The following is a 25,143-nucleotide window of genomic DNA, read 5'->3' as shown; positions in this document are numbered from 1 at the left end:
GGCCAGGTCTCGCGGGAGCAGGGGCGAGCCGACGTGCCGAGTGACGAAAGGGGAACCGGTCAACCCGGGCCGCCGGGCGCGGCGATGAACGGGGTGCCCTCGGTCTCGGCGAGCTGCCGGTGGAGCGAGGTCAGGCGGGCCGTGACAGGGCCGCGCTCGCCGCGGCCGATGGTGCGCCCGTCGAGGCCACGGATGGCGATCACGCCGGCGCCGGTGCCCGTCAGGAACGCCTCGTCGGCGGCGAAGAGGTCGAGCCGCCCGATCGAGCGCTCCACGACCGTGAGCCCGAGGCCGCGCGCGAGCTCCATGACGGCCGCGCGGTTGATGCCCTCGAGGCACCCGTCGGTGGCCGGCGGCGTCGCGAGCACGTCGCCGCGGAGCGCGAACACGTTGGCCACGGAGGCCTCGGCGATGTGACCCCGCGCGTTCAGGAGCAGCGCGTCGTCGGCGCCGCGCTGCCTCGCCTCGAGCTTCGCGAGCGCGGAGCCGAGGTAGTTCAGGCTCTTGATCCGCATGTCGAGCGCGTCCGCGTTGGGCCTCCTGTGGCTCGACGTGATGAGCTCGAGGCCGCGCCGCCGCTGCTCGTCGTCGAAGAGGCGGATGGCCCCCACGATGCAGAACAGCCCCGGCCGCTCGCAGGTCGTCGGGTCGACGCCGAGCGGGCCCACGCCGCGCGTCACCACGAGGCGCACGTAGGCCTCGGGCTGGCCGTGCGCGCGCGCCGTCTCCTCGACGATGGCGCGGAGCCCGTCGAGCGAGCGCGGGAGCGCGATGCCGAGCGCCCTCGCGCCGATCTCGAGCCGCGCGAGGTGGCGCTCGATCCGGAAGACGCGCCCCGCCGCGACGCGCATGCCCTCGAACACGCCGTCGCCGTAGAGCAACCCGTGATCGGTCACGTTCACGGTCGCGTCCGCAGCGTCGACGATCCGCCCATCGATCCATGTCTTCATGCCGTTCACCTCCTGCCCTCGCCCTGGAGGGCGCGCGCGACCCGCTCGGCGGCGTCGCGCGTTTGATTCACCGCGGCGTCACGACGATCGCCGCGCAGGCTCTGGGCGGCCGCGGCGCAGGCGACGCAGCCGTGCAGGCCGCCGCGCGCGAGCACCGGGGCCGCGATGACGGTCAGCCCGTCGATCCACTCCCCCTCGTTGACGTCGTAGCCGCGCTTCGCGGCGCGCCGCGCGGCGCGGCGCATGGCCGGGTCCGCGCCCGATGCGCCCACGAGCTCGGGCGCGTGCGCGAGGTAGAGCCGGCCGCTCGCGGTGACGTCGAGCGGCACCTCGGCCCCGACGGTGGGCGCCGCGCGCAGGAGGCCCGTGCCCTCCGCCTTGTCGAGCACGACGAGCCTGCCAGCGCGCGCGGCGACGAGGAAGAACGTCTCGCCGAAGGCGCGCGCCGCCCGCTCCAGCTCGGGCCTCGCGACGCGCGCGACCGCGTCGAGCCCCTGCGCCCCGAGCCCGAGCCGGATGAGGCCGACGCCGAGCCGGTAGCGCCCCTCCCCGTCCTGCTCCACCAGCGCGTGCGCGGCGAGCGACGCGAGCAGCCGGTGCAGCGTCGCCTTCGGCATGCGGAGCCGCTCCGCGAGCTCCGAGAGCGAAGCGCTGCCGCCGCCCTCGCCCAGCGCCTCGAGGGCGCGCACCGCCTTGTCGACCGTCCCGGATCGCTCCATGCCAGTTCCACTATTCGGAATGACGTTCCGACTATTGATATACATCCATCCCGCGCCGCGGTCGAGGGGGCGGCGCGGGTGCGGCGCGGCGCCGCGGGATCCCCGCGGGATGGCGGACGGAAGCGCGCGGGGGCCGGCGGAAGCGCGCGGGGGCCGGCGGAGGCGCGGGGAGAGCGGGCGACGCGCCGCGGGCGACGCGCGCTGGTGTCGCTCGAGGGGGTCGGATAGCGTCCTTCGGTCCCGCCGTGAGCTGCGGAGGAGAGGAGCACATGCGCAAGATCTCATCGGTCGTACTGGTCCACGGCGCCTGGCACAGCCCGTCCTGCTGGTCCCAGGTCGCGTGTCGGCTGCTCGACAGCGGGCTCGACGTCCGGGTGCCAGAGCTGCGGAGCGTCGGGCCCGCCGCGGACGGCCTCGCGGCGGACGCGGAGGTGGTGCGGGCGGCGCTGGCCGAGGCGCCGGGCGAGGCCGTCGTGGTCGCGCACTCCTACGGGGGATTGCCGGTCACGGAGGTGGCGGCCCGCGCGGGCAACGTCGCCCACCTCGTCTACCTGTGCGCGTTCATGCTCGGCCCGGGGGAATCCCTGCTCTCGGCGATCGGAGGCCAGGAGCCGCCATGGTGGATCACCTCCTCGGACGGCCGGACGATGCTGCCCGAACGCGCGCGCGACATCTTCTACAACGACTGCAGCGACGAGGTCGCAGCCGCCGCGGCAGCGGCGCTGCGGCCTCAGTCCAGGGCGTCCTTCACGGAGCCGCTGGGGGCCGCGGCCTGGCAGGAGCTGCCCTCCACCTACGTGATCTGCGAGCGCGACAACGCCATTCCGGTGTTCGTGCAGGAGGCGATGTCGCAGCGCGCGAGGGACGTGCGGCGCCTCGACGCGGGCCACTCTCCGTTCCTGTCGCAGCCGGACGAGGTGGCCGCGCTCGTGCGCGACATCGTCGCGGCCGCGGCCGGCTGAGCCGGCGCCGGCGCGCGGCGCAGCGCCGGTGACCGTGGAGACGCCTGCCGGCGAGCGCATCGAGCTGCCGTGGGATCAGCGCCGCTTCGCTCGCGCAAAGTGCGAGGTCGGACATTCATGCCGCTGCGCAGGCTGAGCCAGGCCGCACGCCGCGTTCCGGCGAGCTCGCCTGCCTCGCGCAACCGGGCGGGCGTGCAGCCTTGTTCTGCCCGGCCGCAGCACGCTGCTCGCACCGGAGCCACACGCGGCGTCCTGGCTCGTGGCACAGCGGTTGCCGTCTGGCGCTGGCATGAAACCGAACACGCTCTTCAAGGTCCTTGCGCTGGTCGCTAGCTTCCCGTTCGCCGCCGGCTGCGCTCTCGGCGCCGAGGAGGAGCCAGCGTCTGGGCAACAGTCGCTCGGCGCTCCGTCCGACGCCGAGGGGATCTGGCTCTCCACGAAATACTCCTTCGGTCTCTGCGCCGGCGAGTGCATCACGACGGTGTCGCGCGACGGCGCGGAGCTCTCGCTCACGGCCTGCACGCGCGACCAGGGCTGTCCCCGCTCGAACCTGGCGATGCTTACAGACGAAGGCGCGCGAACGCTCGACGAGATCGAGGACGCGCTCTCGGGCGCCGCCCTCGACGACCGCTACGGCTGCCCTGACTGCGCCGACGGCGGCGCGACGTCGGTGCGCCTGCGCCGCGATGGTCTCGAGACGTCGCACCTCTACGAGTACGCCGAGGCGCCGGCGCCCCTCCAGGCGCTCGATCGCCTGGTGGCCGACCTCCGGCTCGGCCTGGACTCCTGCGCATCGGGACCGCTCCTGAAGCCCTCGGCGGGGTGCACGCCCAAGTGAACGCGCTCGACCGGAGGCTCCGGGCCGGCTCGTCCGGGTGAGACCGCCGCCGGAGCCGCGCCCGGCCAGCGCCGCCCGCCGGAGCGGGCGCTACCCGTCGTCCGGCAGGTAGAGCTTCACGTCGTCGAACTCGGCGGTGCCCTCGTAATAGTTGATGTGCGGATCACCGAAGAAGAAGTGATCCGGGTAGGCCGACCCCGCCGGCCAGGTCTCGAAGGTCTTGCCGAAGTCGACGGTCTCGTTGGGGTGTTCCGCCTCGATCTCGTCGGGGCGCTGGTTGTAGTGCCACGTCACCGGCGGCTCGCGGAAATCCCTCCGCGCGGCGTACGTCGTGCTGCCGCCGTGGTGGAACCTGCCCGCCGCGGACATCGCATAACCCCGGCCGTCGCGCTCGACGGCGACCACGTAAGCCTCCCTGTCGAGGTACTTGTCCACGAAGATGGGGCCGTTCTTCCACCCGCCGGCGGTGTACGACGTGAACCCATTTCCGGTCCACGGGCTCCCGAACGCGTCGCCGCGGAGCCAGATCATGCTCACATAACGTGATCCGTCCTGCTCGGCCCGGCCGGTCGAGGGGTTCCATACCTGCGACCAGGGGCCTTCCTCGCCGAAGTTGCTGTCGGTGTCCATCACGACCTTCCGGTGGTGATGGATGAAGACGTTGTTGTGAGGGGCCGGCCGCGGATAATCGGTGATGCAGAGAAAGTAAACACCATTATCGAATGTCGCCGACTGCGGCGCGGCGCTGTGATCGCCGAACCGCCACGGGTCGGCCAGCTCGTCCCCGTCGTAGCCGTTGGTCTTGCCCCCGTGCGTCCAGCTGCCCTCGCGCAGGCCGCCGAAGTCGATGTTCGAGACCGTCACCTCCACGCGGTACCGCGCGGGCAGCGGCGCGGTCGAGCGGAGGATCGCGCCGTCGTAGTGGCGGGTGGAGACGAGCCTCGCCTTGCCGCCCGCCGCCTCGAAGCGGCCGCCTGTCTCGGGGACGCCGTCGCGGTCGCTGTCGCGGCCATACAGCTCGACCGTGAGCCAGCCGCCCTCGCCATACGTGAAGGACTTCCGGAACGATCGGAACCTCCGCAGGCCTCGCCGGAACACCTCGCCGCCCTGCGCGGAGAAGAACTCACCATCTTCGTCGAAGACATCGACGTGATAGGGGCTCTCGTCGCCATACCGATCCTCGGTCCACGCCGCGGGCTCCTGGAACGGCGCATCGAAGGTCTCGTGGTGGACGAGCTTCCAGCCGGCGCCGGCGGCCCGCGCCGCCGGCCTCGGCCCGCCGCCGCTCGCCCCGAGCGACTCGGGCGCGGGCGCGCGCGAGCACGCCGCCGGCAACACGAGGGCGAGCGCGGCGAGGCGTCGCGTCGTCGCCTCGCGCGTGGGCGGCGCCACGGCGGATCAGCGGTTGGGCTGCGGGGTGAGGCGCAGGTACGGGCGGACGGCGTTGTACCCCTTGGGGAACTTCTGCGCGAGGACGGCGGGGTCCTGGAGCGAGGGGACGATCACCACCTCATCGCCGTCCTTCCAGTTCGCGGGCGTCGCCACGGAGTGGCTGTCCGTGAGCTGGAGCGAGTCGATGAGGCGCAGGATCTCGTCGAAGTTGCGCCCCGTGCTCGCCGGGTACGTGAACGTCGCGCGGACCTTCTTGTTCGGATCGATGACGAACACCGAGCGCACCGTGAGCGTGTCGCTCGCCTGCGGGTGGATCATCCCGTAAAGGCCCGACACCTTCCGGTCCACGTCGGCGAGGATCGGGTAGTTCAGCTTCGTGCGCTGCGTCTCCTCGATATCCACCGACCAGCGCTTGTGCGAGTCGACGTCGTCGACGCTGAGCGCGATGGGCTTCACGCCGCGCTTGTCGAACTCCGCCTTGAGGTTGGCGACAGCGCCGAGCTCGGTCGTGCAAACCGGGGTGAAATCCTTCGGGTGCGAGAACAGGATCACCCACGAGCTCCCGGCCCACTCGTGGAATCGGATGGTCCCGTGCGTGGACTCTTGCTCGAAATCAGGCGCGATGCTTCCGAGTTGCAGGCTCATGACATTCCCTCCTGGCCGCAGCCATGGTCTCCGCTATGGCGGAGGAATGTCCGTCAAGCCGCTCAGCATGTCAAGCCGGGAGCGGCGGTGTTTCGCGCCGGGACGCCGCAGGCGCGCTCGACCGCGCCGCACGTGGCCGGCGCGGCCGCGCCTCAGAGCGCGCCGACCTCGCGCCGGAGGCCGCGCCACGGGATCTCCCGCGGCGGCGAGGCGCGGCGCTCGCCCGCCCCGTCCGGCCGCGCCGCGGTCGAGCACTCGCCGTGCTCCAGCAGGTGCAGGGCCTCGGCGAGGCACGTCTCGCCCGCGTCGCCGAGCTCTGCGCCGAGCGTGTCGTCGGCGGCGCAGTCGGGGGGGAGGCCATCGTAGAAATCGCCCTCTTCCTTCGCGTTGAGCACCCGGAACGCGATCGGGTGCACGACCATGTCGCAGTTGTCCCATCCGTACATGCCGACGGGTTTGCCGTGCGTGGTCGAGCCGACGATCTTCACGTCCATGTAGGCGCGCAGGCTGTTGATCAGCGACTCGCTCGCGGAGGCGGTCCCGCCGGACGTGATGACGACCAGCCGGGACAGGGGGAGCGGCGGCTGGTCGAGGTCGTCGAACGTCTCCCGCTTGTCCCAGTCGACGTGCCTGTCGTTGTGCGCGGTGATGTCGAGCAGCGCGCCGGCCTCTGCCGGCCGGTGGATCAGGCTCGCGAGGTGCCTCTCGACGGAGAGGCGCCCACCTCCGTTGTAGCGCAGGTCGAGCACCAGCTCGTCGACCTGGCTCTCCCTGAACAGCGCGAAGGCGCTGTCGAGCTCGCTCACCGAAGGCTCGATGAAGGTGGTGAGCATGAGATATCCGACGGTCGCGGACCCTGCCTGCAGGATACGCGGGCTCACGACGGTGGTGATGCCATACCACGCCTTCCGGAGCGCGACCGTGAAGGCCTCGGCGTCCGCGCGCTCGATCGTCAGCGACATCTCGTACCCTTCCTCGTCGGGGCCTGCGAGCTCCTCCCAGAGGTCGTCGCTCACGACCTGCTCGACGTCGATGCCGTTGATCGCCACCACCGCGTCGCCCCGCCGGAGGTCGGCCTCTCCGGCAGGCGAGCCCGGCTGGACCAGCGCGAGCCGGAGGCTGCCCTCCTGGTCGAAGCTCCACCGCATGCCGAACCCGAGGGTCTGCCCTTCCCGGAAGAACGCGTCGTCGACGCTCTTGGTCGAGATGTAGCTCCAGCGGTCTCGCGGCTCTGTGACGAGATCCACGAGCAGCGCCTCGGGCGAGGGGTACGCCCGGTAGTCCAGGTCGGGTACGCCGTCGTACCAGAGATAGGCGTCCTTCATCAGCTCGAACAGGAACTGGTTCTGTCCCTGCAGCGAGCAGTCTGCCTTTGGCTCCGCATCACCGTCCGAGGCGGAGCAGCCTCCCGTCGCGACGGCGGCCAGCGCGAGGGTGCATGCGGAGAGGACCGCGACGAGCTTCGAGGCGAGCATGCGCCTCAGCACACCACGAAACGGAAAGGGCGAGCAACGGGGTTGGGTTTGCCGGCAGCCCGAGCGGGGTTGCGGGTCGATCCCCGACCGAGGTTGAGGCTTATTGTAACACGACTCACTCTGCCGCCGTTCGTCCCGACCGGGGTTGGGTTCACCGACCGGTGCGAGCCCCGACCGGGGTTGGGTTCAGCCGCAGCCGCGGTTCATTCCCCGACCGGGGTTGCGGCCAATTGTGATCTATTTCACTTCGCACCTCGACCAGATCCCGACCGGGGTTGGGGTTTATCCGACCGTGGTTGAGGCTTATTGTAGCGCAACTCACTCTGCCGCCGCGACCAGGTCCCGACCGGGGTTGAGGTTTGCCGGCCTCGGCAGCCCATAGTTGTCTCGCAACGTCTTCCCCGCATATTCCGTCCGGAACAGCCCGCGCTTCTGCAGGATCGGGACCACGTGCTCGACGAACGCCTCGAGCCCCGACGGCAGCACCGGCGGCATCACGTTGAAGCCGTCGGCCGCCCCCTGCTCCCACCAGTGCTGGATCGCGTCCGCCACCTGCTCGGGCGCGCCGGCGAACGTCCGGTGGCCACGGCCGCCGCCCAGCCGCCCGATCAGCTGGCGCACCGTCAGCCGCTCCCGCCGCGCCAGGCTCACGATCAGCGTGTACCGGCTCTTCGCCCCCTCGATCTGATCCTCGCTCGGCAGATCCCGCGGCAGCTCCGCGTCGAGGTCGAGCTCCTCCGGCTTCACCCGCAGCGTCTGCGCGAGCTGGCGCTTCGCGTACTCCGGCTTGATGAGCCGCTCGAGCTCGGCGTCGAGCGCGTGCGCCTCGGCCTCCGTCGCGCCGATGACCGGCACGATCCCCGGCAAGATCTTGATCGACCCCGGATCGCGCCCCAGCGCGCGCGCACGCCCCTTCAGATCGACGTAGAACCGCTGCGCGTCCTCCAGCGTCTGCTGCGCCGTGAACACCGCCTCCGCGTACCGCGCCGCCAGCTCCTTGCCGTCGTCCGACGAGCCGGCCTGCACGAGCAGCGGATACCCCTGCGGCGAGCGCGGCACGTTGAGCGCCCCCTCGACCTTGAAGTACCGCCCCACGTGCCGCGGCGGGTAGATCTTGCGGTCATCGCCCCAGACGCCGCTCTCCTTGTCGCCGAGCGGCGCGTCGTCGCCCCAGCTGTCCCACAGCTTCAGCGACACATCGATGAACTCCGCCGCCCGCGCGTACCGGTCGCTGTGCGCCGGCAGCTCGTCCAGGTTGAAGTTGCGCGCCGCGTCCACGCCCGCGGTCGTGACGATGTTCCAGCCCGCCCGACCCCCGCTGAGGTGGTCCAGCGACGCGAACCTCCGGGCCAGGTTGAACGGCTCGTTGTACGTCGTCGAGGCCGTCGCGATCAGCCCGATGTGCTCGGTCACCCCGGCGAGCGCCGCGAGCAGCACCGTCGGCTCGAGCGTCCCCGCCGGCCTCCGACCGACGTTGTTCCACAGCACCGGGCTGTCGGCGAGGAACACCGAGTCGAGCTTCCCCCGCTCCGCGATGCGGGCCAGGTTCTTGAAGTGCGCGACGCTCGTGTTCGCGAACGGATCGCTCTCCGGCAAGCGCCACGAGGCCTCGTGGTGGCCGACGCTCATGAGAAACGCGTTGAGATGCAGCTGTCCGGGTCGTTGGGTCACGGGGAACTCCGTTCCAGTTCAGGGTTCGCGTCAGGATCTCCGGCAGCGGCCGCGCCCGGCGCGACCCCCAGCGCCGAAAGCAGCGACTCGCGGTGGGCGAGGAACCGCGGATCGCGCAGCGGGCGCGGCGCCGGCAGATCGATCCGCCGCTCCTCGGCGATGCGGCCGCCCTCGAGCACCAGCACCCGATCGGCGAGCGCGATCGCCTCGTCGACGTCGTGGGTGACCAGCAGCACGGCCGGCCGGTGCCGCGCGCACAGCTCGCGCAGGAGGTCGTGCATGCGCGCGCGGGTCAGCGCGTCGAGCGCGCCGAACGGCTCGTCGGCCAGCACGAGTTCCGGATCGCGCACCAGCGACCGCGCCAGCGCCACCCGCTGCTGCTCGCCGCCGGACAGCTCGACGGGCCACGCGCGCTCCCGCCCGGCGAGCCCCACCTCCGCGAGCGCGTCCAGGCCGCGCTCCCGGGCCTGCGGCGCGTCGAGCCCCAGGATCACGTTGTCGAGCACCCGCGCCCAAGGCAGGAGCCGCGTGTCCTGGAACACGACCGCCCGGTTGTCCGGCACGTGCAGCTCGCCCGAGCCGGTCACCTCGTCGTCCAGCTCGGCGATCGCCCGCAGCAGGGTGCTCTTGCCCGATCCGCTGCGGCCGAGCAGCGCGACGAACTCGCCCCGCTCGATCGTGAGGTCGATCCCGTCGAGCACCACGCGGGCGCCGAAGCGGCGGACCAGGCCGCGGATCCGCACCGCGGGCGGGGCCGCCGTCAACCGGCCAGGATGCGGCGCCATGACAGGGCCTTTCGCTCGATGAGCCGCACGGCCGAGTCGGAGGCCAGGCCGAACAGCCCGTACACGACGAGGCCGAGGAGGATGATCTCCGTCTGCCCGTACGAGCGCGCCAGCGACATCATGTAGCCGATGCCGCTCGTGGCGTTGATCTGCTCGACCACCACGAGCGCCAGCCACGCGCCGGTCACCGCCAGCCGGAGGCCCATCAGGAAGCCCGGAAGCGCCCCCGGCAACGCCACCTTCCGGATGAACTGCCACCTCGTCAGGCGGACCGCCTCGGCCAGCTCCACGTAGCGCGCGTCGATGGTGCGCAGCGCCGCGTGGGTGTGGACGTAGACCGGGATGACGACGCCGAGCGCGATGGTGAGCACCTTCATCTGCTCGCCGATGCCGAACCAGAGGATCAGCAGCGGGATGAGCGCCAGCGTCGGGATCGCGCGCTTGATCTGCACCGGCCCGTCGAGCAGCGCCTCCCCGACGCGCGTCAGCCCGGCGAGGAGCGCCAGCACCGTGCCCAGGCCGGCCCCGAGCGCGAGCCCCAGGAAGGCCCGCTGCGCCGACGTGAGCAGGTTGGACAGGAGGCGCCCGTCGGCGATCAGCTCGTGGGCCGTGGTCACCACGGTCCACGGCGCGGAGAGCACGCGCGCGTCGAGCGCGCCCGTCGCCGAGGCGGCGGCCCACAGCGCGAGCAGCAGCGCCGGGCCGAGCGCGAGGCCGTACGGGATGCGCCGCCCCGGGCCCAGGCGGCGCCGCAAGCGGCGGCCGGACAGGCGGCGGCCGGTCGGGGCGCCGGACGGCGGCGCGGAGACGTCCGCGGTCGCGGTGAGATCCGGGAAGCTGGCGAGGCGCGGCGAGGCGGCGCTCGTGGGCAGTGCGGTCGTCATGGAGTGCTCCTGTCGGCCGTCGCCGGCCGGTCCGTCGGTCCGGCGCCCTCGGCGGCGCCGGCCACCTCCGCTCCGATCGTCTGGAATCGGAGGTCGAAGATCGTCCTGGCCTCGAACCGCTTCTGGCCGGAGGCCTCGGCGAGCAAGTCGGCGGTCTCCTGGGTCAGCGCGATCGCCTCGGACCAGTCGCGCGGATACTGCGGCTTGCCGGCGGCCTCGATGAGGAAGCGCCCTTCCCTGGCCGAGAGGCCCTGATCCTTGACGTAGTACGCCTCGATCCACGCCTCCGGGTGCGCGTAGGCCCACAGCTGGGCCCTGGCCCGCCACGTCGCGTAGTCGACCAGCGCGGCCGCCTTGTGAGCGTCCCTGAGCGCCTCGGCGCGCACGTAAAGGAAGCCGAGGTTGTCGCGGACCCCGTGCGCGATCGACGAGGCGCCCTCGGCGCGGTACTCGTTGAGATAACGCAGCAAGGTGACGCCGGACAGCGGCGCGACGTCGACCTGGCGGCTGGTGAGCGCCTCCTTGAACTCGGTGCTCCCCAGCTGCACGAGCGTGACGTCCTCCTGCGACAGCCCGGCCTTCTTCAGCACGCGCAGGACGAGCGCGCCCTGCGCCTGCCCCGGCGAATAAGCGATCTTCTTGCCGCGGAGATCGCCGATGGACGCGACCTGCGCGCCCGGCGCGGTGGCCAGCTCGTAGATGGGCTTCTCCCGCACCTGCACGGTGAGGATCTTCACGTCGACCCCGGTGAACGTGGCGTGGATGGGCGGCGTGTCGCCGACCGCGCCCGCGTCGAGCACCCCGGCGCGGAACGCCTCGATGGTCTGCGGTCCTCCGCTGATGTTCTGCCAGTCGACGCGGAATGGCAGCCTGTCGATGTCGCCGGAGAGCTGGAGTTGCTTCTGCACCGTCGGATCACCGATGCTGAGCCGCGTCTCGCGCGGGATCTCGGCCGGGATCGGGGCGTCCGGAGCGAGCGTGGCAGCCGCGCTCGTCTCGCCGCCGCGCTTGCACCCGGACGAGGCAATCAGCGCTGAGAGCGCAGAGAGCGCCGCGAACGTCGCGAGTGAGCGAACCCTGTCGATGAACGAGCGCAGATGGACCTCGGTGCGCGGCTGGAAGCGGTGCCGTTTCGCGGATGCCCGGGCGCCGCCCCGCCCGCCGCCCAGCCGGCGGGGGAGAGGAGCGCTCGGGAGACGCCGGGATGGGCCTCGCGGAGCCGATGGCCCGCGGCCCGTCCTCGGGATCGTCTCGCCATGACCAGCAACGCCCGTGCCGCCGCGCCGCTCGCCCGTCGACAGCGCCGTCCAGCGGCCCGCGCTCGCCGTCGCGCGGCGCCCGCCGGCCGGGCCAAGGCCGCGCTGCTTCCCCAGCAACAGCCGGTGGTGATCCGCTGCTCCGGCGCGAGCACGGCTCGCCGCCCTCCGGCGGGAGCAGGCGCGGAGGGGGCGGCCCGCTACCGCGCCGCGGCGGGGGCCTCGCGCCGCCCCTGGACGCCGAACGCGTCGAGCAGGTAGTCGCGGAAGGCGCGGATCTTGGACGGCAGGAAGCGCGTCCCCGGGTGGACGAGGTACAGGGAGGCGGCGCCGTGGATCGCGTAGTCCTTGAGCACGGGCACGAGCCGCTTCGCGTCGAGGTCGCCGCGCACGTTGATCGCGGGGACCAGCGCGATCCCGCCCCCGGCCAGCGCGACCTCGCGGCAGAAGGAGAAATCGGAGGCCGAGATCGCCGCGCGCACCCGGAGCTCCGCGCGATCGCGGCCGTCGCGCGCCGAGAGCGCGATCGACGCGTGCCCGCGCGCGGTCTGGGCGAGCAGCAGCCGGTGCCCCGCGAGGTCCTCGGGCCGGCGCACGGCCCCGTGCTTGCGCAGGTAGGACGGCGCCGCGAACAGGCCGACCTCGATGTGCTGCAGCTTGTGGGCGATGAGCGACGAGTCCGGGAGGCTCGAGGTCGCGCGCAGGGCCACGTCGACCTGGTGGGCGTCGAAGTCGAGGAGCGCCTCGGTGAGCAGCAGCTCCAGCGAGATCTCGGGGAAGCGCTCCGCGAAGCCGGCCGAGAGCGGCGCCAGGATGCTCAGCCCGAGATCGAACGGCGCCGTCACGCGCAGGTGCCCGCGCGGCCTCGAGCGCGCCTGCTGCACCGCCACGTTCGCGTCCTCCAGCAGCTCGAGCGCCCGGCCGACGCGCATCCGGTAGGCGAGCCCGTCCTCGGTCGCCTGCACGAGCCGCGGGCTGCGGCGGAGCAGCTCCACCCCGAGCGCGTGCTCCAGGCGCGTGATGCGGCGGCTGACGCTGCCCTTCGTCTCGCCCAGCGTCTTCGCGGCCGCCGTGATCGATCCGAGGTCGACCACCAGGCAGAAGGCCCGCAAATCGCTCACATTCGCGTCGATCGTTTCCGTTTTGACAACCCGCCGTTTCATTTCAGTGTCATTGTACCATTCCCGGAAACGACCTAGGGTGGGCTCATCATGGATCGCCGGGCTGCATTGAGGCTCCTCCTTGCCGCGGGCGGGGCCGCACCGATCGCCGGCGCCTGCGGGCGCTCGACGTCGACCGCGCCCGGCCCGGCTCCGGCGTCGAGCTCCACGTCCAGCGCGGCCGAGAGAGGTTCGATGTCAGACATCCAGCAAACAGCGCGCGAGGGGCGCATGCCGGCCCTGTTCCTCGCGCACGGCTCTCCCTTCCTGCTCGACGATCGCGCGTGGGTCGCCGAGCTCGCCGCCTGGGCGCAGGCGGTGCCGCGCCCCGCAGCGATTCTCATGATCTCGGCCCACTGGGTGGACGCGCCGGTCACGCTCGGCGCCACCGAGACCGTGCCCCTCGTCTACGACTTCTACAACTTCCCCGAGAGGTACTACCAGGTGACGTACCCCGCGCCCGGCGCCCCCGCGCTCGCGCGGCGCGTCCGGGAGCTGCTCGGGCCGCTGGGGCCGGTCGCCGAGGCGCCTCGCCGCGGGCTCGACCACGGCGCCTATGTGCCGCTCCTCTGCATGTACCCGGGCGCGGACGTCCCGGTGCTCCAGATCTCTTTGCCGACGCTCTCTCCAGCTCCGCTCCTCGAGATGGGGCGAGCGCTCGCACCGCTCCGCGACGAGGGGGTGTTGATCGTCGGCAGCGGCTTCTTGACCCATAACCTCCGCGCGGCAGACTGGCGCGGAGATGCGGTCGCGCAGCCCTGGGCCACGGAGTTCGACGCATGGTGCGCCGAGGTCCTCTCGCAGCGCGACGTGGGCGCGCTCATCGAGTACCGCGCCCGCGCGCCGGGCGTGCGGATGGCGCTCCCGACCCACGAGCATTTCGTGCCGGTCGTCGCCGCCATGGGGGCGTCGATCGACGTGAGCGAGCCGGTGCAGTTCCCCATCACGGGGCTCACCTATGGCTCGTTCACGAAGCGATCTGTGCAGTTTGGCTGACCGATAAGGAGATTGTCTCTCATGTTCACCGCTCGTTTCGCTCGCATCGCCCTCCCCGCCGCGCTCTTGCTCTCGCTCGCGGGGTGCGAAGATCCGACCAAGGACAAGCCCAAGGCGACCATCTCGACCGCCGCGCCCGCGCAGACCCAGGCCGCCGCCGCGCCCGCGGGCCCCGCCGAGGCGCTGCCCCTCGACGCGGCCGCCTCGACCATCGGCTTCGTCGGCTCGAAGGTCACGGGCAAACACGAGGGCAAATTCGAGAAGATCTCGGGCTCGATCACGCTCGCCGGCGGCAAGGCCGCGGGCGGCAAGGTCACCGTCGAGGCCGACGCGTCGTCGGTGAAGAGCGACGCCGAGAAGCTCGACGGCCACCTCAAGTCGCCGGACTTCTTCGACGTCGAGAAGTACCCGAAGGCGACGTTCACATCGACCGAGATCAAGGCCGGCGGCGAGAACGGCGCGACGCACACCGTCACCGGCGAGCTCGATCTGCACGGCGTGAAGAAGACGATCACCTTCCCGGCGACCATCACCGAGGGCGCCGACGCCGTGTCGGGCAGCGCGGAGTTCGTGATCAACCGCAAGGACTTCGGCATCGTCTATCCGGGCAAGCAGGACGATCTGATCCGCGACGACGTGCTGCTGAAGCTCTCGCTCAAGGCGCCCCGCAAGCAGGGCTGAGCGCCGGCCGGACACCGGGCGCGCCGCCCGTGGACGCCGCGCTCCGACGACAGCACCCCCCTGCCGAGCCGCGAAGCGGCGCCGCGTCAGCCGACGCGCTCGCCGAGCACCACCGCGACATCGTCCTGCAGGTTGCCGGACGGAAGAGCCGCCGCCTGAATCAACGCCTCGACCGCCGATTTCACGTCGCCCGTGTGCGCAAGAGCATCGAACCAACAAATTCGGTCACCGAGCCTGTACTCGTGAAGCCGACAGTAGCCGTACTTGTGTACTGGACGCGCCACTCCTGGAAATGTCCACAGCTGGGGCGGTCCGCTCGGGCGATGACGACGTCGAATACTCCCATGACGCTTTGCTTGGCTAACCGATCACGGATGTCTCTGGACCAGCATCGCCGCATGGGCGAAGACCACCAGCACCAGCGCGAACAGGTGCACGACCCCGAAGCGCTCCAGATTCCGATCGAGCCTGCCGAAGGCCCTCCGGACCACGAAGAAGGCTACCGCTACGACCACGTAGACGCCTCCAAGGCGGCCGGCCGGGATTCGCAGGAGAGACCCAGCGCCGAATACGGTGAGGGCCAGGCCGGACAGCAGGAGAAGGCTGAGCCAGGGTTCGCGCCCGCGGCTGAGCAGGATCGCAGGCGTTGAGTAGATCCCGCCGAAAAGGGCTCCGAGGAAGGGCACCGCCAGGCACAGGAGGAGCGCTTCTCGCGCGCGGTGGCCAGGGGTCGGGCGGGTCATGAACCAGGCGACGTCAACCATCCACGGCGACCAGCTATTCCGAGTCCTCAGCGCACAGTCCAGACGGATCGGTTCATCGAGCTTCCTCGCGGAGGATCTCCATGCAAAGACCCACGCAGGGACTGCAGATATTGATCCGGCCGCACCCTAGCAGCGCGGGCAGGTCGACCAGGGGACGCTTGCAGAACGAGCACGCAAGATGCGGGTCCCGATAGCTGAGCCCAGTCCGCGTCTTGCTCCGCTCGCCGCCATCCTCGATCGCCACCCGCCGCACAACCCGGCGCTACGAGTCCCCGCCGGAGGCACCCGTCCGCCCGTCATCCGCGCAATGGCCACGGCGCCGCGCTGCGGGGCCATCAAGGCCGCGCGAGGAGCGGGTCGGAGCGAAGAGCCTTGATGGCCCGAGCTCGAGGGTGGGCTTCGGCTCCACGTTGCCCTACTCCCCGATCATTCGCTCCCCTTTTCCTTCTCTTTGATCTCCTGTCCGTCCGCGAGGTCGGCAAGCGGCCCGGCCACGAGGCGCGTCCCCGGGGCCGGGCCGTCGAGCAGCTCGAGCCCGCCCGGCGCCGGCCCGGCCACCTTGATCGGCACAATCTTGACCCGGCCATCGTGGACCACGAACACCACCTTGGCGCCGGCTCGCTCGACCACCGCGGACTCCGGCACGACCCGCTTCGGCGGCACCTTCAGCGCCTCTTCGGACAGCGCCTCCGCGAGGAAACTCACCCGCGCGCTCATCTCCGGAAGCGCCTCCTTCACTCCCTGGACGAACTTCACCTTCACCGGAACGGTCGCCTTGGCGCGGTTCACCCGCTTTCCGATCTCGAGCGTGGTGCACCCGTGGCGATTCGAGGGATACGCGTCGAGCACGACCTCACACGGTTTGCCGGGCTCGATGAGGTGGAGGCGCGTCTCGGGGACATCGGTCTCGACGACGAGCGAGCTGAAATCGGCGATCTCCACGAGGGGCGCGAGCTCGGGGCTGACGATCTCGCCTACCTCCGGCGGCTTGGTCATGACCGTACCGCTGATCGGCGCCACGATCGTCCGGTCAAACAGCGCGACGCGGAGGCTCTCGATATCGGCCGCCGCCGCCCTCACCTCGGCGTCGGCCGCCGCGGCCGACTGGGCGAGGGAGTTCCTGCGCGCGGTCAGGTCCTCCATGGCCGCGCGGCCGGTCACCTGCTGCTCGACCAGCGCCCGCTCCCGCGCGACCTGCTGCTCGACCTCGACGATGCTGGACCGGGAGGCGACCGCGCGCGCCCGCGCCGCCGCCACCTTGGCCTGCGCCGCGGCCACGAGGCTCTTCTGGTCCGCGTCGTCGAGCTCGACGAGCGGGTCCCCCTGCTTCACCACGTCGCCCTCCTTGATGAGGACGCGGGCGATGCGACCGGGGACCTTCGAGCCAACCCGCGAGATGACCTGCGGGACCACATACCCGGTCGAGGTCACGTTGATCGCGGCCTGCGCGGGCGATACTAGCGCGACCTCCGTCGTGGTGACCTCGGTCTTGAAGATCCCGCTCTGCACCCTGGGCAGGGCGAACACGGCGGCGCCGGCCACCGCCGCGAGCGCGACCGCGGCGACGAGGACGGCACGGAGCGGACTCCGCCGTTCGGGAGTGACATCACGCTGGATCCGGAGCGATGCGAGCTCCGAGCTGAGCTGGCCGGACATGGAACTCCGTTACCATACTTTCCGGCTCGGATTTTATAAAGGTTCGTTAAATACTGTGAGGCAAGGACCGGGCATCCCTGACAATTGCGTCCAGGCTGCTCTGCGTGGACGGAACATTCGGCTCGGCGCTGCCTCGAAATTTATCTTTCCCAACTGGAACAGATGGCGCTCCAGGGATTCAGTGCCGGGGACGGCGCGCCGCCCGGGCGGCGATGTGTCGTTGAGGTGATCCTTCGTCGTTCCATACGCGGAGCGAGCGGCCGCCATGATGGCCATCTTCGCCGCGTAGGACTCCTCGCCATCAAGCAGCATGCGCGATGCGAGCGGCTGGATCGTCGACAAGACTGGGCGGCGATCAGGTTCTGCCTCGATCTTCGTGATGATGGTGCCCGATGTCATGCTCCACTTCGGCAAACCCTTGCCCGAGGCGCCCGGCCCCGTGCTCGCCAGGCTCATCCTCGGCACGGTGAGCCTGAAGAGCGACTCCATCTGGGGCGCCTGCGGGAGCCACGTCGCAGCGGCGTCGTCGACGGCTCTTCTCTCCCTCTCGCACCAGGGGCCTCGCCGCGCTGACGCCCCAATTCTTCGCGGGTTGAAGCATGAAGCAGGACGGGAGCTCTGGACGTCGCCGTCGTGTGGCGGTAGCCTGAGGCAGCCGCGCTACTTCGTGCCCTGCGCGCATACCGTCGCGCCTTTGCGAATCGGCCCCGGCGTCACGAGGATGCTCTGGAATCCGCACTCCTTGAGGTAGCGGACCAGGTCGTCGCCCGACGGGCGACCCACGTCCGTCTTGGCGTGCGATTGCTCGATAACCGTGATCATGCCGCCTGGCCTGAGCACACGGAGGATCTCTCGGAGCCCGGCGGCCCGATCCTGCCAGTGGTGCATCGAGTTGATGGCCAGAACCTTGTCGAAGGAGGCGTCGCCAAAGGGCAACGCCGCGACGCTGCCCTGGTGGAGCTCGACTCGCCCGGCGGCGATGGCCCCAGCGTTGCGCTTGCGCGCCTCCCGCACCACCACCTCGGACGGATCCACGCCCGCCACCAGCCCGCGGGACGCGAGGCTCGCCATGTCACGGATGGCCAACCCGGGTCCGAAGCCGATCTCGAGGATATGATCGGTCGGCTGCACGTCAATCTGCTTGACCGCCCACTCATTCCGCTCGCGGTTCTCCCAAGCCATGATGGCGCAGACCAGGCGGCCGACGAGGCCCCTGGGATGGCCGAACTGCGAGACGATATAGCCCTTGAGGCCCGATGTCACTCCATGGCTATGGTCGTGGTTCTGCTGTGTATCCATGAATCTCTACTCCCCGTGCCTTTCGCCGTCTGGTGCACCATTCGGCAGAATCGCGAGCACGGCCAACGCGCCCGCGATGAACAGGATCGCACCCACCCGCATGGCGCTGGTCATACCGGCAACGAACGCCTCCGTCGCGCGTTGGTTGAGCTCCGCGGCCAGCGGCGACGCGAGCTCGCTGACGGCGACGTGCGCCTCCTGGATGCTGCTCATCGTCAAGTCGAGCACACGGGCCGGCAGCACCTGGAAATCCGGTCGCTGCCGCAGCGGCGCGAGCTGCTCGATGTAGACGTGATTGGCGATCGTTCCGAGCACCGCCACGCCGAACGCGCCGCCGAGCTGGCGGGTCGTGTCGTTCATGCCCGAGCCCACCCCCAGCTTGTCAACCGGCACGGAGGACATGACCAAGTTCGATGATGCGGGGACGACCAAGCCCAGACCGAACGCGAACATCGTCAGCACCGAGAACAGTATCGCGTACGACACGGTGGACGATGCGAAGATCGACATGCCGAGGAGGCCGAAGCCGCCGACCAGCATGCCTCCCCCCACCGTCACCCGGCTGCCGAAGCGGCCCGCCAGGCGGGCCGACATGGCCGAGCCCACGGTCACGACCAAGGCGATCGGCAGGAGCAGGAGGCCCGCCCCGAGCGGGGTATGTCCGCGAACCGATTGAAAGAACTGGCTCAGGAAGAACACCGAGCCGTAGTTCGCGAAGAAGATGATGATCAGCGCCAGATTGGCCCCGCTGAACCAACGGTTTCGGAAGAACGTGAGCGGGAGCATGGCGTGGGGAGCCCGCCACTGCCAGATCCCGAAGAGGGTCAGCACGACCACCGCGACGCCAAAGGACTTCACGACCGTTGGCTCGGTCCAGCCGACCATGCCTGCCAAGATGATCGCGAACACGAGCGCGAACAGGCCGACGATCGACAGCACAACCCCCAGCAGGTCGAGCTGGCGGACGTGGCTGTCGCGCGACTCCTCGATGTAAAAGTGGCCACCCACGAGCGCGATGACCACCATCGGCACGTTGACGAGGAAGGTGGAGCTCCAATCGAAGTGCTTGAGCAGCCAGCCACCGAGGATGGGACCGATGCTGATGCCCAGGCCGAACACCGCAGCCCAGAGCGCAATCGCCTTGGCGCGCTCCCGCGCATCGCGAAAGGTGGCCGCGATGATCGACAGGGTGGACGGCATGATCATCGCTGCGGCGACGCCGAGGCACGCGCGGAGGCCGATGAGCGCCCGGGTCGAGTCGACGAGCGTGACCATGCCAGCGCCGATGGCGAACAGTATCAATCCGATCTGCAGCATCCGCTTGCGACCGATCCGATCGCTGATCGCCCCCATGGTCAACAGGAGGGCAGCGAACACGAGAATGTACGCGTCCACGATCCACTGCAGGTCACCGGCAGACGCGTGGAGCGCTCTGCTGATCGACGGCAGCGCGACATTCAGGATGGTGTTGTCGAAGCTGATGATGAGCACGGAGACCGAGATGAAGAGGAACGCAAGCCATCGACGCTGGCCTTGAACATTCATGGGCATCTCCAGCCGAACAAAGACGTTTGGATAGGGCGAGATGATGAATAGCCGTACCGACCGTATCCGCGCGCAGTCTGTCGCTTCTTGGATGGGGGGGAGGGGTGATGACCACCGCGGAGCCCGCCGCGGCCCTTCTACTCCCGCGGCCGCCTCTCCGCAAGGTATTCCGCGCGGCGCACAGCGCGCATGGGGGGGGCGCTGGCCCCCGTGCACGGCGAGCGCATCAAACCATGTGTCCCTCCGTAGATACCCATGATCTCGCCATGGGACACCACGAAAGAACGCAGTGGTTTCGGATAGTTGAGCGGACCGATGCGCTCGCCCTGGGGTGAGCAGACAACTCGGGCCGCTATTTATCGCACTGCTGCAGCAGCGTGCTCAGGTTCTTGGCCCGCGCTTCAAGTTCATTGAAGGTGTAGCTCTCCCCGTCGATCGGATCGATGACCGTGACGCCGGTGAGGTACCCCGAGAGGATGGCCTCCTCGCCCATCGGGTGATCATAGGAGACGTGCGCGAAGTTCGTCCTCGTCTCGCCGGAGTGGCAGCCGTTGCAGGTGGAGAGCGAGAACGCGTGGCGGAGATTCGCGTCAATGCCGGAGCCCGACGGCAGCACCCAGCCTTTATCGAACGGGTGCATCGGGATGTGCGACGTGCTCCCCCGGAAGGGCTCGTCCTGGTACAGATCGCCGACGTTGTGGCTGTCGCTCAGGATCGCATCCTGGTTTTCCTTGATGAACTGCGCCAGACGCTCGGTCCCATCGAAGGAATCGTCGGGGGTGCGATCCAGAGGCACCTGCCGCAACAGACCTGTCTCGGGATCCAGGTTGAACTCACGCAGTTCCCAGCTGGTCTTGGTCAGCGCCACATCGTTGGTTCGGACCTGGTGCAGGGCGCTGCCGTTGACCCCATCGGGATTGGAGCCGCGCTTGCTGAACTTGTCGGTGATCGCTTGCAGCGCCTCATTGTATTCGGGGCTCCCCAGCGGCATCGTACCGAGCGCGTGCCATGCGCACGCCCACTGGCTCGCCTCGGCCTCTGTCGGCCCGACGAGCGCGTATTCGAAGATGACCGTCATGTTGGCCGGTTCACCGTCCTGGACCAGCCCGAAGACGAACCGCCCCTCGCCAGCTCCCGGCGGCGCGCCGCGCCTCACCTCCTGCGGAAGGAGGTCCATGCGGTTGACGATCGCAGTCAGTCGGAACGGGGCTTTGGACAGATCCAGCTTGCCATCGTCCTGCCGCGGCCAAGAGCTGAGGAGCTTGTCCACCGCGGAGCGCGAGCCCACCGGGAACCCGTTCACGGTGAACTGCTGCTGGAACAGCTTCACCCAGCTCTCCACGAAGTCAGCCGGCGCCATGTCCTCCGGCGCCATCTCCGTCATGGCCTTGCCGAAGGTCCACGCACCCATGCCCTGGGCCCGCACGGGATCGTTGACCACCGCGAGGCTCGTGATCATGAGCTCACGCCGCGTGTCGACGCCGTAATACACAGTGGGCGTATCGGTCGTCGGGGGCACGCCGTCGTCCGGCGGATCCGCCGTGTCTCCACAACCGGCAAGGCCCGCACACAGCGCCAGGGTGGCGAGCGCGAGGCCGACTTTGCATGAACCCCTAGGAAATTCCATCATATTTATCCCTTGTCATGCTTGCGTGCACCCATGAGCAGACCTGTGCCCCGTAACACCTTATGCATCCCCTGACTTTTCCCCAAACAACAGGTGCCGCACGCCACTCACCCCGTTGACCAAGGACAAAACGCGCAGGACATGCAACTCGGCCCCGACCATGCGGTGAACGAAGCCACGCGCATGGACGAGACCCACCGCCTTACGTCTACCGTCTCCGGCGGTCAGAACTTGAGCGAAGCCCAGGTGCCGGCGTGGTTCGACGGCAAGTACCCTTCCGGCGTCCGCGCCGTCAGGCCGGTCAGACCGGCGCCGGCCGGCGTGAAGGGGCCGCGGTACAGGATGACGTCGATGCGCTGATCTAGCGGCACGTCGTCGTTGTCGAGGAGATCGTCGGTGAAGCAGCAGTTGAAGCCCTCATCGTCGCCCGTCCACGCATCGGAGAACCCGGCTTTGCGGAGGTTGTTGTACGTCTCCGTGGTGGTCAGCGGGTTGGAGCTCACGCCGCTGGTGTCGGCGTTCGAGTTCAGATCAGCGATGACGACGACCGGATCGAGGGGCGCGGTCGCGGCGATCAGCTCGTCGCCCTCGCCGAGCTGGACGCTCGGGTCGAAGCCCACGCAGGTGAAGTCGAGGTGCGATACGACGGCGTTGAACGTCTTTCCCTTGACGTCGACGCCGATGCTGGCCCAGCCGCGCGTGATGCTGATGTCGCCGCCAAGGCTGGGCAGGACACAGGTGCTCTGCTCCGTGAACGAGCCCTGCTTCGCGTTCGACAGCTCGATGCCGCGCGTTGCCAGATCGGACCGCGCCAAGAGCACGGTGCGCTCCGCGTAGCGCACGTCCGACTCGGTTCCTGCGAACTCCGCGTCTACGCCATCATGGGTGGAGACGGCTTCGTACTGCTCTCCGCGCGCATCGAGAGCGGCGAGCAGGATCTGCAGGTAGTCCTCCTCGACGGTCGTGGCCGACGTCTCACTGCCATCCGGCGGCGTCTGGGTCGAGATGATGAGCGCCTCCTGCAGGCCGACGAAGTCGGGCTTGATCTCCTTGATCTCGTCCGCGATGAGCTCCGCGCGCGGGACGAAGGACTTCGTGAGGAGGGCCTCGTGGAAGGCCTCCATGCCCTCGGTCCACTGGGCCTCGTCCTGCGCTCGAAAGGCTGCATTCAGCTCGTCGTCAGCGCCGCCGTAGAGCTTGCGCGACATGAAGGTGAGGGTCATCCCCTCCGTCGCCGTCGTGTCATCCTCGTCGTCCGGCGTGTCGCTACACCCCACCATGAGCAAGACGGGGGCGAGACAGATAAGACCGAGACTTGTTCGAAGCATCTTTCGTTTCTCCGGTTCAATAGTCCGTTGGTTCAGCAATCCGTTGGAATTGCCTACCTGTTGCCGTCGCGGTTCACGCGTGCACACGCAGCGCGCTGGCGAGGTGGAGCCGCGAAGCTCGGGTGGAAGGCAGGATTCCCCCCAGCAGTCCCATCAGCGAAGCGAAGCAGACGCCAGCCGCCAGCAGCGTCGGCGTGAGCTCGAAGGCAAAGGCGATCTCGGTGAAGCTGGCGGTCTGCCCGGTGCTGGTCGTCAGGCCCTGCGCCGGCAGCGCCAGCACGCAGCCGATCACCCCGCCTACGATCGCGATCAGGATCGACTCCACGAGCACCGACAGGAGGATGCTCAGCCGGGAGAAGCCGAGCACGCGCAGGGTGCTGATCTCGCTCGTTCGCGCGCCGATGATGCTGGACATGGTGTTCATGGCCGCGAAGACGGCGCCAAAGCCCATGACCACCGCGACGAAGCCCGCCAGGGCGTTGAGGATCTTGGTGGTGGAGCCGGCGAGAGACTCATAGTACTTCTGCTCGCCGGTGACCTCGAGCTGTGCGCCCGGGCGGTTGGTGGCCTCGGCCATGAGGGACTCCAGCGCATCGGGCGACGTGAGCCGCACGGTCATCGACTGGTACAGGTTCTCACGCCGGAAGGCGGCGCGCACGACGTCGGCGTCACCCCAGATCTCGCTCTCGAAGGCGCTGCCCTCGGCCTCGAAGATGCCCGCGATGGTCCATTCGCGCTGCGCGATGCGGAGCTTGTTGCCCACGGCTACGCCGGCGATGCGCTCACGCAGGCGCTTGCCCACGATGATCTCCTCGACCCCCGGCTTGAAGTTCCCCCCTTCGACCATCTTGAGGGCGGTGCGTACCTGGAGGGCGGCGGGCGTGACCCCGCGGAAGCTGATATTGATGCGCTCCCCGGTAGCCTTGTTCGGCAGGTTCGCCATCAACACGACCTCGGGCGACGCCAGCGGCGCGCCCGCAGCGGAGCGGGCGATGAACTGGCTCTCCGCCAGCCGCTGGAGCTCTTCGCGCTCGATGGCCGAGGTGAGCTCGGCAGTGGAGCCGCGTAGCGTGACGATGGCGTTGGCCGTGCTCCCAGTCTTGCGCAAGGAGGACCGGAAGCCGGTCACCATCGCGAGCAGGATGATGAATGCCATCACCACCATGCCGATGCTGATCACGGACAGCAGCGTAACCTGCCACCGCGCGCTCACACTGCGCAGGTTGTACTTGAGGGGAATGGGCTTGGTCACCACCTGGCGCATCAGCCCGAGAATGGCCAGAGGAATGACAACCGCCAGAATTAGGTAGAGCATCGCCGCTGTCCTTCAGACTGTCCTGAGCAGGGTTGTGATCCGCGCGCGGAACGCGATGATTGCGGGGACGAAGCCCGCCAGCAAGCCGAGCAGCAGGCCTGCGGCCATGCCCTGGGCCATGGGGAAAAGGAGGTTGGAGTCGGGCGCCTGCGAGAACACGCCGCCGACCAGCGGCAGCTGCGGCATGGCGCGGATCGCGAAGAAGCTGGCCACGAGCCCCAGGCCGGCCCCCAAGACGCCGATGAGCAACGCCTCGCTGATGATCAGCGCCATGACCTTGCCGCTCGTGAAGCCGAGCGTCTTGAGCACGGCGATCTCGGTGCGGCGCTCGCGCACCGCCATGCTCATGGTGTTGGCGGTGACGAGCAGGATGGTGAAGGCGACGACGAACCCGATGCTGTTGAGCAGCAGGGCGAGGTTGCCCGCCATCGAGAGCATGCCGGCCTGGAACGCGGCCTCTGTCTCCGTGCGCGTGGCCTGCTCGCTGCCCTCGAACAGCTGATCGATGGCGGTGCCGACGCTGCCGGACTGCGATGCGTCGTTCAGCGTCACGGAGAACGTCTTGGTGCGGACAGGCTGACCGATGCCGTCGTCGAGGTACTTGAAGTGGAAGAACATCATGCTCCGGTCGGTGCCGGGGAAGCGCGTGTCGTCACTCGTATAGATCCCGGAGATGACGAAATCGAACGCTCCGGCCGGACGCCGATAGGGCGGGATGATGCTCTCCAGGTGGAAGACGTCGCCGATCTTCCAGTTGAACTTCTTGGCGGTCGCCTCGCCGATGATGCACCCGCTGCGCTCGCGCAGGTAGCTCTCCATCTGGGCCGGAGGGACGATGATCTCGGGGTGCAGCGAGAAGTAGTCGTCGTCGACCGCGTAGTTCGGGAAGTAGTTACCCCAATCGGGCTTGGAGCCCTGGAAGCCCATGAAGAACGTGGATGCGGCGACGCCCTTGACGCCGGGCACGGCGGCGATGCGCGACTTGTAGGTCTGGGGCATACTCGAGGTCAGACCGAGCGCGGAGCGCACGACGACCCGGTTGGCGCTTCCGCTCTGGAGCCCCCACTGCACGGCGGCGACCACGGTCCGCAGGGTCGTGACCAGGAAGATGCAAAGGCTCAGCGCGATGATGGTGCTGAACGATCTCAGGCGGTTGGCGTGAAGGTGCTTGTAGACGAAGCGCAGATAACCCATC

23 protein-coding genes are annotated in these 25,143 nt (G+C 69.4%); 4 read left to right on the top strand and 19 right to left on the bottom strand.

Annotated elements, in window-relative coordinates:
- Positions 1 to 59: 59 nt before the first annotated feature.
- Both ilvE and WMF27_RS00880 read right to left on the bottom strand, forming a co-directional pair.
- Positions 60 to 950, bottom strand: coding sequence for a branched-chain-amino-acid transaminase (ilvE, locus tag WMF27_RS00885; protein ID WP_437762156.1), 891 nt, complete (start codon positions 948 to 950; stop codon positions 60 to 62).
- Positions 951 to 955: 5 nt separating this feature from the next.
- Entirely contained in the window at positions 956 to 1,669 is a 714-nt protein-coding gene (locus WMF27_RS00880; protein WP_437762157.1) for an IclR family transcriptional regulator, read from the bottom strand.
- A 269-nt stretch (positions 1,670 to 1,938) separates the two neighbouring features.
- Here WMF27_RS00880 and WMF27_RS00875 point away from each other — a divergent pair, with 269 nt between their 5' ends.
- Together WMF27_RS00875 and WMF27_RS00870 are read left to right on the top strand one after the other, a co-directional pair.
- Entirely contained in the window at positions 1,939 to 2,631 is a 693-nt protein-coding gene (locus WMF27_RS00875) for an alpha/beta fold hydrolase (RefSeq protein ID WP_437762158.1), read from the top strand.
- A 289-nt stretch (positions 2,632 to 2,920) separates the two neighbouring features.
- On the top strand, positions 2,921 to 3,469 hold the full coding sequence (locus WMF27_RS00870; protein WP_437762159.1) for a hypothetical protein: 549 nt from the start codon (positions 2,921 to 2,923) through the stop codon (positions 3,467 to 3,469).
- Between the two features lie 90 nt (positions 3,470 to 3,559).
- Here the strand turns inward: WMF27_RS00870 and WMF27_RS00865 are convergent, their stop codons facing one another.
- The 8 genes from WMF27_RS00865 to WMF27_RS00830 form a co-directional block, all read right to left on the bottom strand.
- On the bottom strand, positions 3,560 to 4,861 hold the full coding sequence (locus WMF27_RS00865; protein ID WP_437762160.1) for a hypothetical protein: 1,302 nt from the start codon (positions 4,859 to 4,861) through the stop codon (positions 3,560 to 3,562).
- Between the two features lie 6 nt (positions 4,862 to 4,867).
- A complete protein-coding gene (locus WMF27_RS00860) occupies positions 4,868 to 5,506 on the bottom strand; it encodes a peroxiredoxin (RefSeq protein ID WP_012232805.1) in 639 nt (212 codons plus the stop codon).
- Positions 5,507 to 5,658: 152 nt separating this feature from the next.
- A complete protein-coding gene (locus WMF27_RS00855; protein ID WP_437762161.1) occupies positions 5,659 to 6,981 on the bottom strand; it encodes a S41 family peptidase in 1,323 nt (440 codons plus the stop codon).
- A gap of 318 nt (positions 6,982 to 7,299) precedes the next feature.
- Positions 7,300 to 8,652, bottom strand: a complete 1,353-nt coding sequence (locus tag WMF27_RS00850; protein WP_437762162.1) for an LLM class flavin-dependent oxidoreductase — start codon at positions 8,650 to 8,652, stop codon at positions 7,300 to 7,302.
- Complete coding sequence (locus WMF27_RS00845) at positions 8,649 to 9,437, bottom strand: ABC transporter ATP-binding protein (protein WP_012232802.1); 789 nt, start codon at positions 9,435 to 9,437, stop codon at positions 8,649 to 8,651. Before WMF27_RS00845 ends, WMF27_RS00850 begins: the two co-directional genes overlap by 4 nt.
- The gene (locus tag WMF27_RS00840) at positions 9,413 to 10,321 is read right to left on the bottom strand and encodes an ABC transporter permease (protein ID WP_437762163.1); all 909 of its coding nucleotides are present in this window, start codon (positions 10,319 to 10,321) and stop codon (positions 9,413 to 9,415) included. Before WMF27_RS00840 ends, WMF27_RS00845 begins: the two co-directional genes overlap by 25 nt.
- The gene (locus tag WMF27_RS00835; RefSeq protein ID WP_437762164.1) at positions 10,318 to 11,229 is read right to left on the bottom strand and encodes an ABC transporter substrate-binding protein; all 912 of its coding nucleotides are present in this window, start codon (positions 11,227 to 11,229) and stop codon (positions 10,318 to 10,320) included. The genes WMF27_RS00840 and WMF27_RS00835 overlap by 4 nt, the downstream gene beginning before the upstream one ends.
- A gap of 548 nt (positions 11,230 to 11,777) precedes the next feature.
- Entirely contained in the window at positions 11,778 to 12,698 is a 921-nt protein-coding gene (locus tag WMF27_RS00830; protein ID WP_437762165.1) for a LysR family transcriptional regulator, read from the bottom strand.
- Between the two features lie 234 nt (positions 12,699 to 12,932).
- Between WMF27_RS00830 and WMF27_RS00825 the strand changes: the two genes are divergently transcribed.
- Both WMF27_RS00825 and WMF27_RS00820 read left to right on the top strand, forming a co-directional pair.
- Complete coding sequence (locus WMF27_RS00825) at positions 12,933 to 13,733, top strand: dioxygenase family protein (protein ID WP_437762166.1); 801 nt, start codon at positions 12,933 to 12,935, stop codon at positions 13,731 to 13,733.
- A gap of 21 nt (positions 13,734 to 13,754) precedes the next feature.
- The gene (locus WMF27_RS00820; RefSeq protein WP_437762167.1) at positions 13,755 to 14,414 is read left to right on the top strand and encodes a YceI family protein; all 660 of its coding nucleotides are present in this window, start codon (positions 13,755 to 13,757) and stop codon (positions 14,412 to 14,414) included.
- Between the two features lie 368 nt (positions 14,415 to 14,782).
- On the opposite strand, the gene WMF27_RS00815 is transcribed toward WMF27_RS00820, so the two are convergent.
- The 9 genes from WMF27_RS00815 to WMF27_RS00775 form a co-directional block, all read right to left on the bottom strand.
- The gene (locus WMF27_RS00815; RefSeq protein ID WP_437762168.1) at positions 14,783 to 15,178 is read right to left on the bottom strand and encodes a hypothetical protein; all 396 of its coding nucleotides are present in this window, start codon (positions 15,176 to 15,178) and stop codon (positions 14,783 to 14,785) included.
- A gap of 426 nt (positions 15,179 to 15,604) precedes the next feature.
- The gene (locus WMF27_RS00810) at positions 15,605 to 16,834 is read right to left on the bottom strand and encodes an efflux RND transporter periplasmic adaptor subunit (RefSeq protein WP_437762169.1); all 1,230 of its coding nucleotides are present in this window, start codon (positions 16,832 to 16,834) and stop codon (positions 15,605 to 15,607) included.
- A gap of 33 nt (positions 16,835 to 16,867) precedes the next feature.
- On the bottom strand, positions 16,868 to 17,323 hold the full coding sequence (locus WMF27_RS00805; RefSeq protein WP_437762170.1) for a hypothetical protein: 456 nt from the start codon (positions 17,321 to 17,323) through the stop codon (positions 16,868 to 16,870).
- Between the two features lie 171 nt (positions 17,324 to 17,494).
- A complete protein-coding gene (locus WMF27_RS00800; protein WP_437762171.1) occupies positions 17,495 to 18,133 on the bottom strand; it encodes a class I SAM-dependent methyltransferase in 639 nt (212 codons plus the stop codon).
- Between the two features lie 6 nt (positions 18,134 to 18,139).
- Complete coding sequence (locus WMF27_RS00795) at positions 18,140 to 19,678, bottom strand: MFS transporter (protein ID WP_437762172.1); 1,539 nt, start codon at positions 19,676 to 19,678, stop codon at positions 18,140 to 18,142.
- A gap of 352 nt (positions 19,679 to 20,030) precedes the next feature.
- On the bottom strand, positions 20,031 to 21,308 hold the full coding sequence (locus WMF27_RS00790; protein WP_437762173.1) for a hypothetical protein: 1,278 nt from the start codon (positions 21,306 to 21,308) through the stop codon (positions 20,031 to 20,033).
- A gap of 221 nt (positions 21,309 to 21,529) precedes the next feature.
- Positions 21,530 to 22,672 carry a hypothetical protein gene (locus tag WMF27_RS00785; RefSeq protein ID WP_437762174.1) on the bottom strand — a complete coding sequence of 381 codons (1,143 nt, stop codon included), beginning with the start codon at positions 22,670 to 22,672 and terminating at the stop codon, positions 21,530 to 21,532.
- 34 nt (positions 22,673 to 22,706) lie between these two features.
- Positions 22,707 to 23,948 carry an ABC transporter permease gene (locus WMF27_RS00780; RefSeq protein ID WP_437762175.1) on the bottom strand — a complete coding sequence of 414 codons (1,242 nt, stop codon included), beginning with the start codon at positions 23,946 to 23,948 and terminating at the stop codon, positions 22,707 to 22,709.
- A gap of 12 nt (positions 23,949 to 23,960) precedes the next feature.
- Positions 23,961 to 25,142 (bottom strand): ABC transporter permease, encoded by a 1,182-nt coding sequence (locus tag WMF27_RS00775; protein WP_437762176.1) that lies wholly within the window; start codon positions 25,140 to 25,142, stop codon positions 23,961 to 23,963.
- Position 25,143: the final 1 nt, after the last annotated feature.

This window comes from Sorangium sp. So ce281, from assembly GCF_051527395.1.
GTDB lineage: Bacteria > Myxococcota_A > Polyangia > Polyangiales > Polyangiaceae > Sorangium > Sorangium cellulosum_B.
The sequence above is the reverse complement of the archived record's forward strand: the minus strand, read 5'-3'. Positions and strand labels throughout refer to the sequence as shown.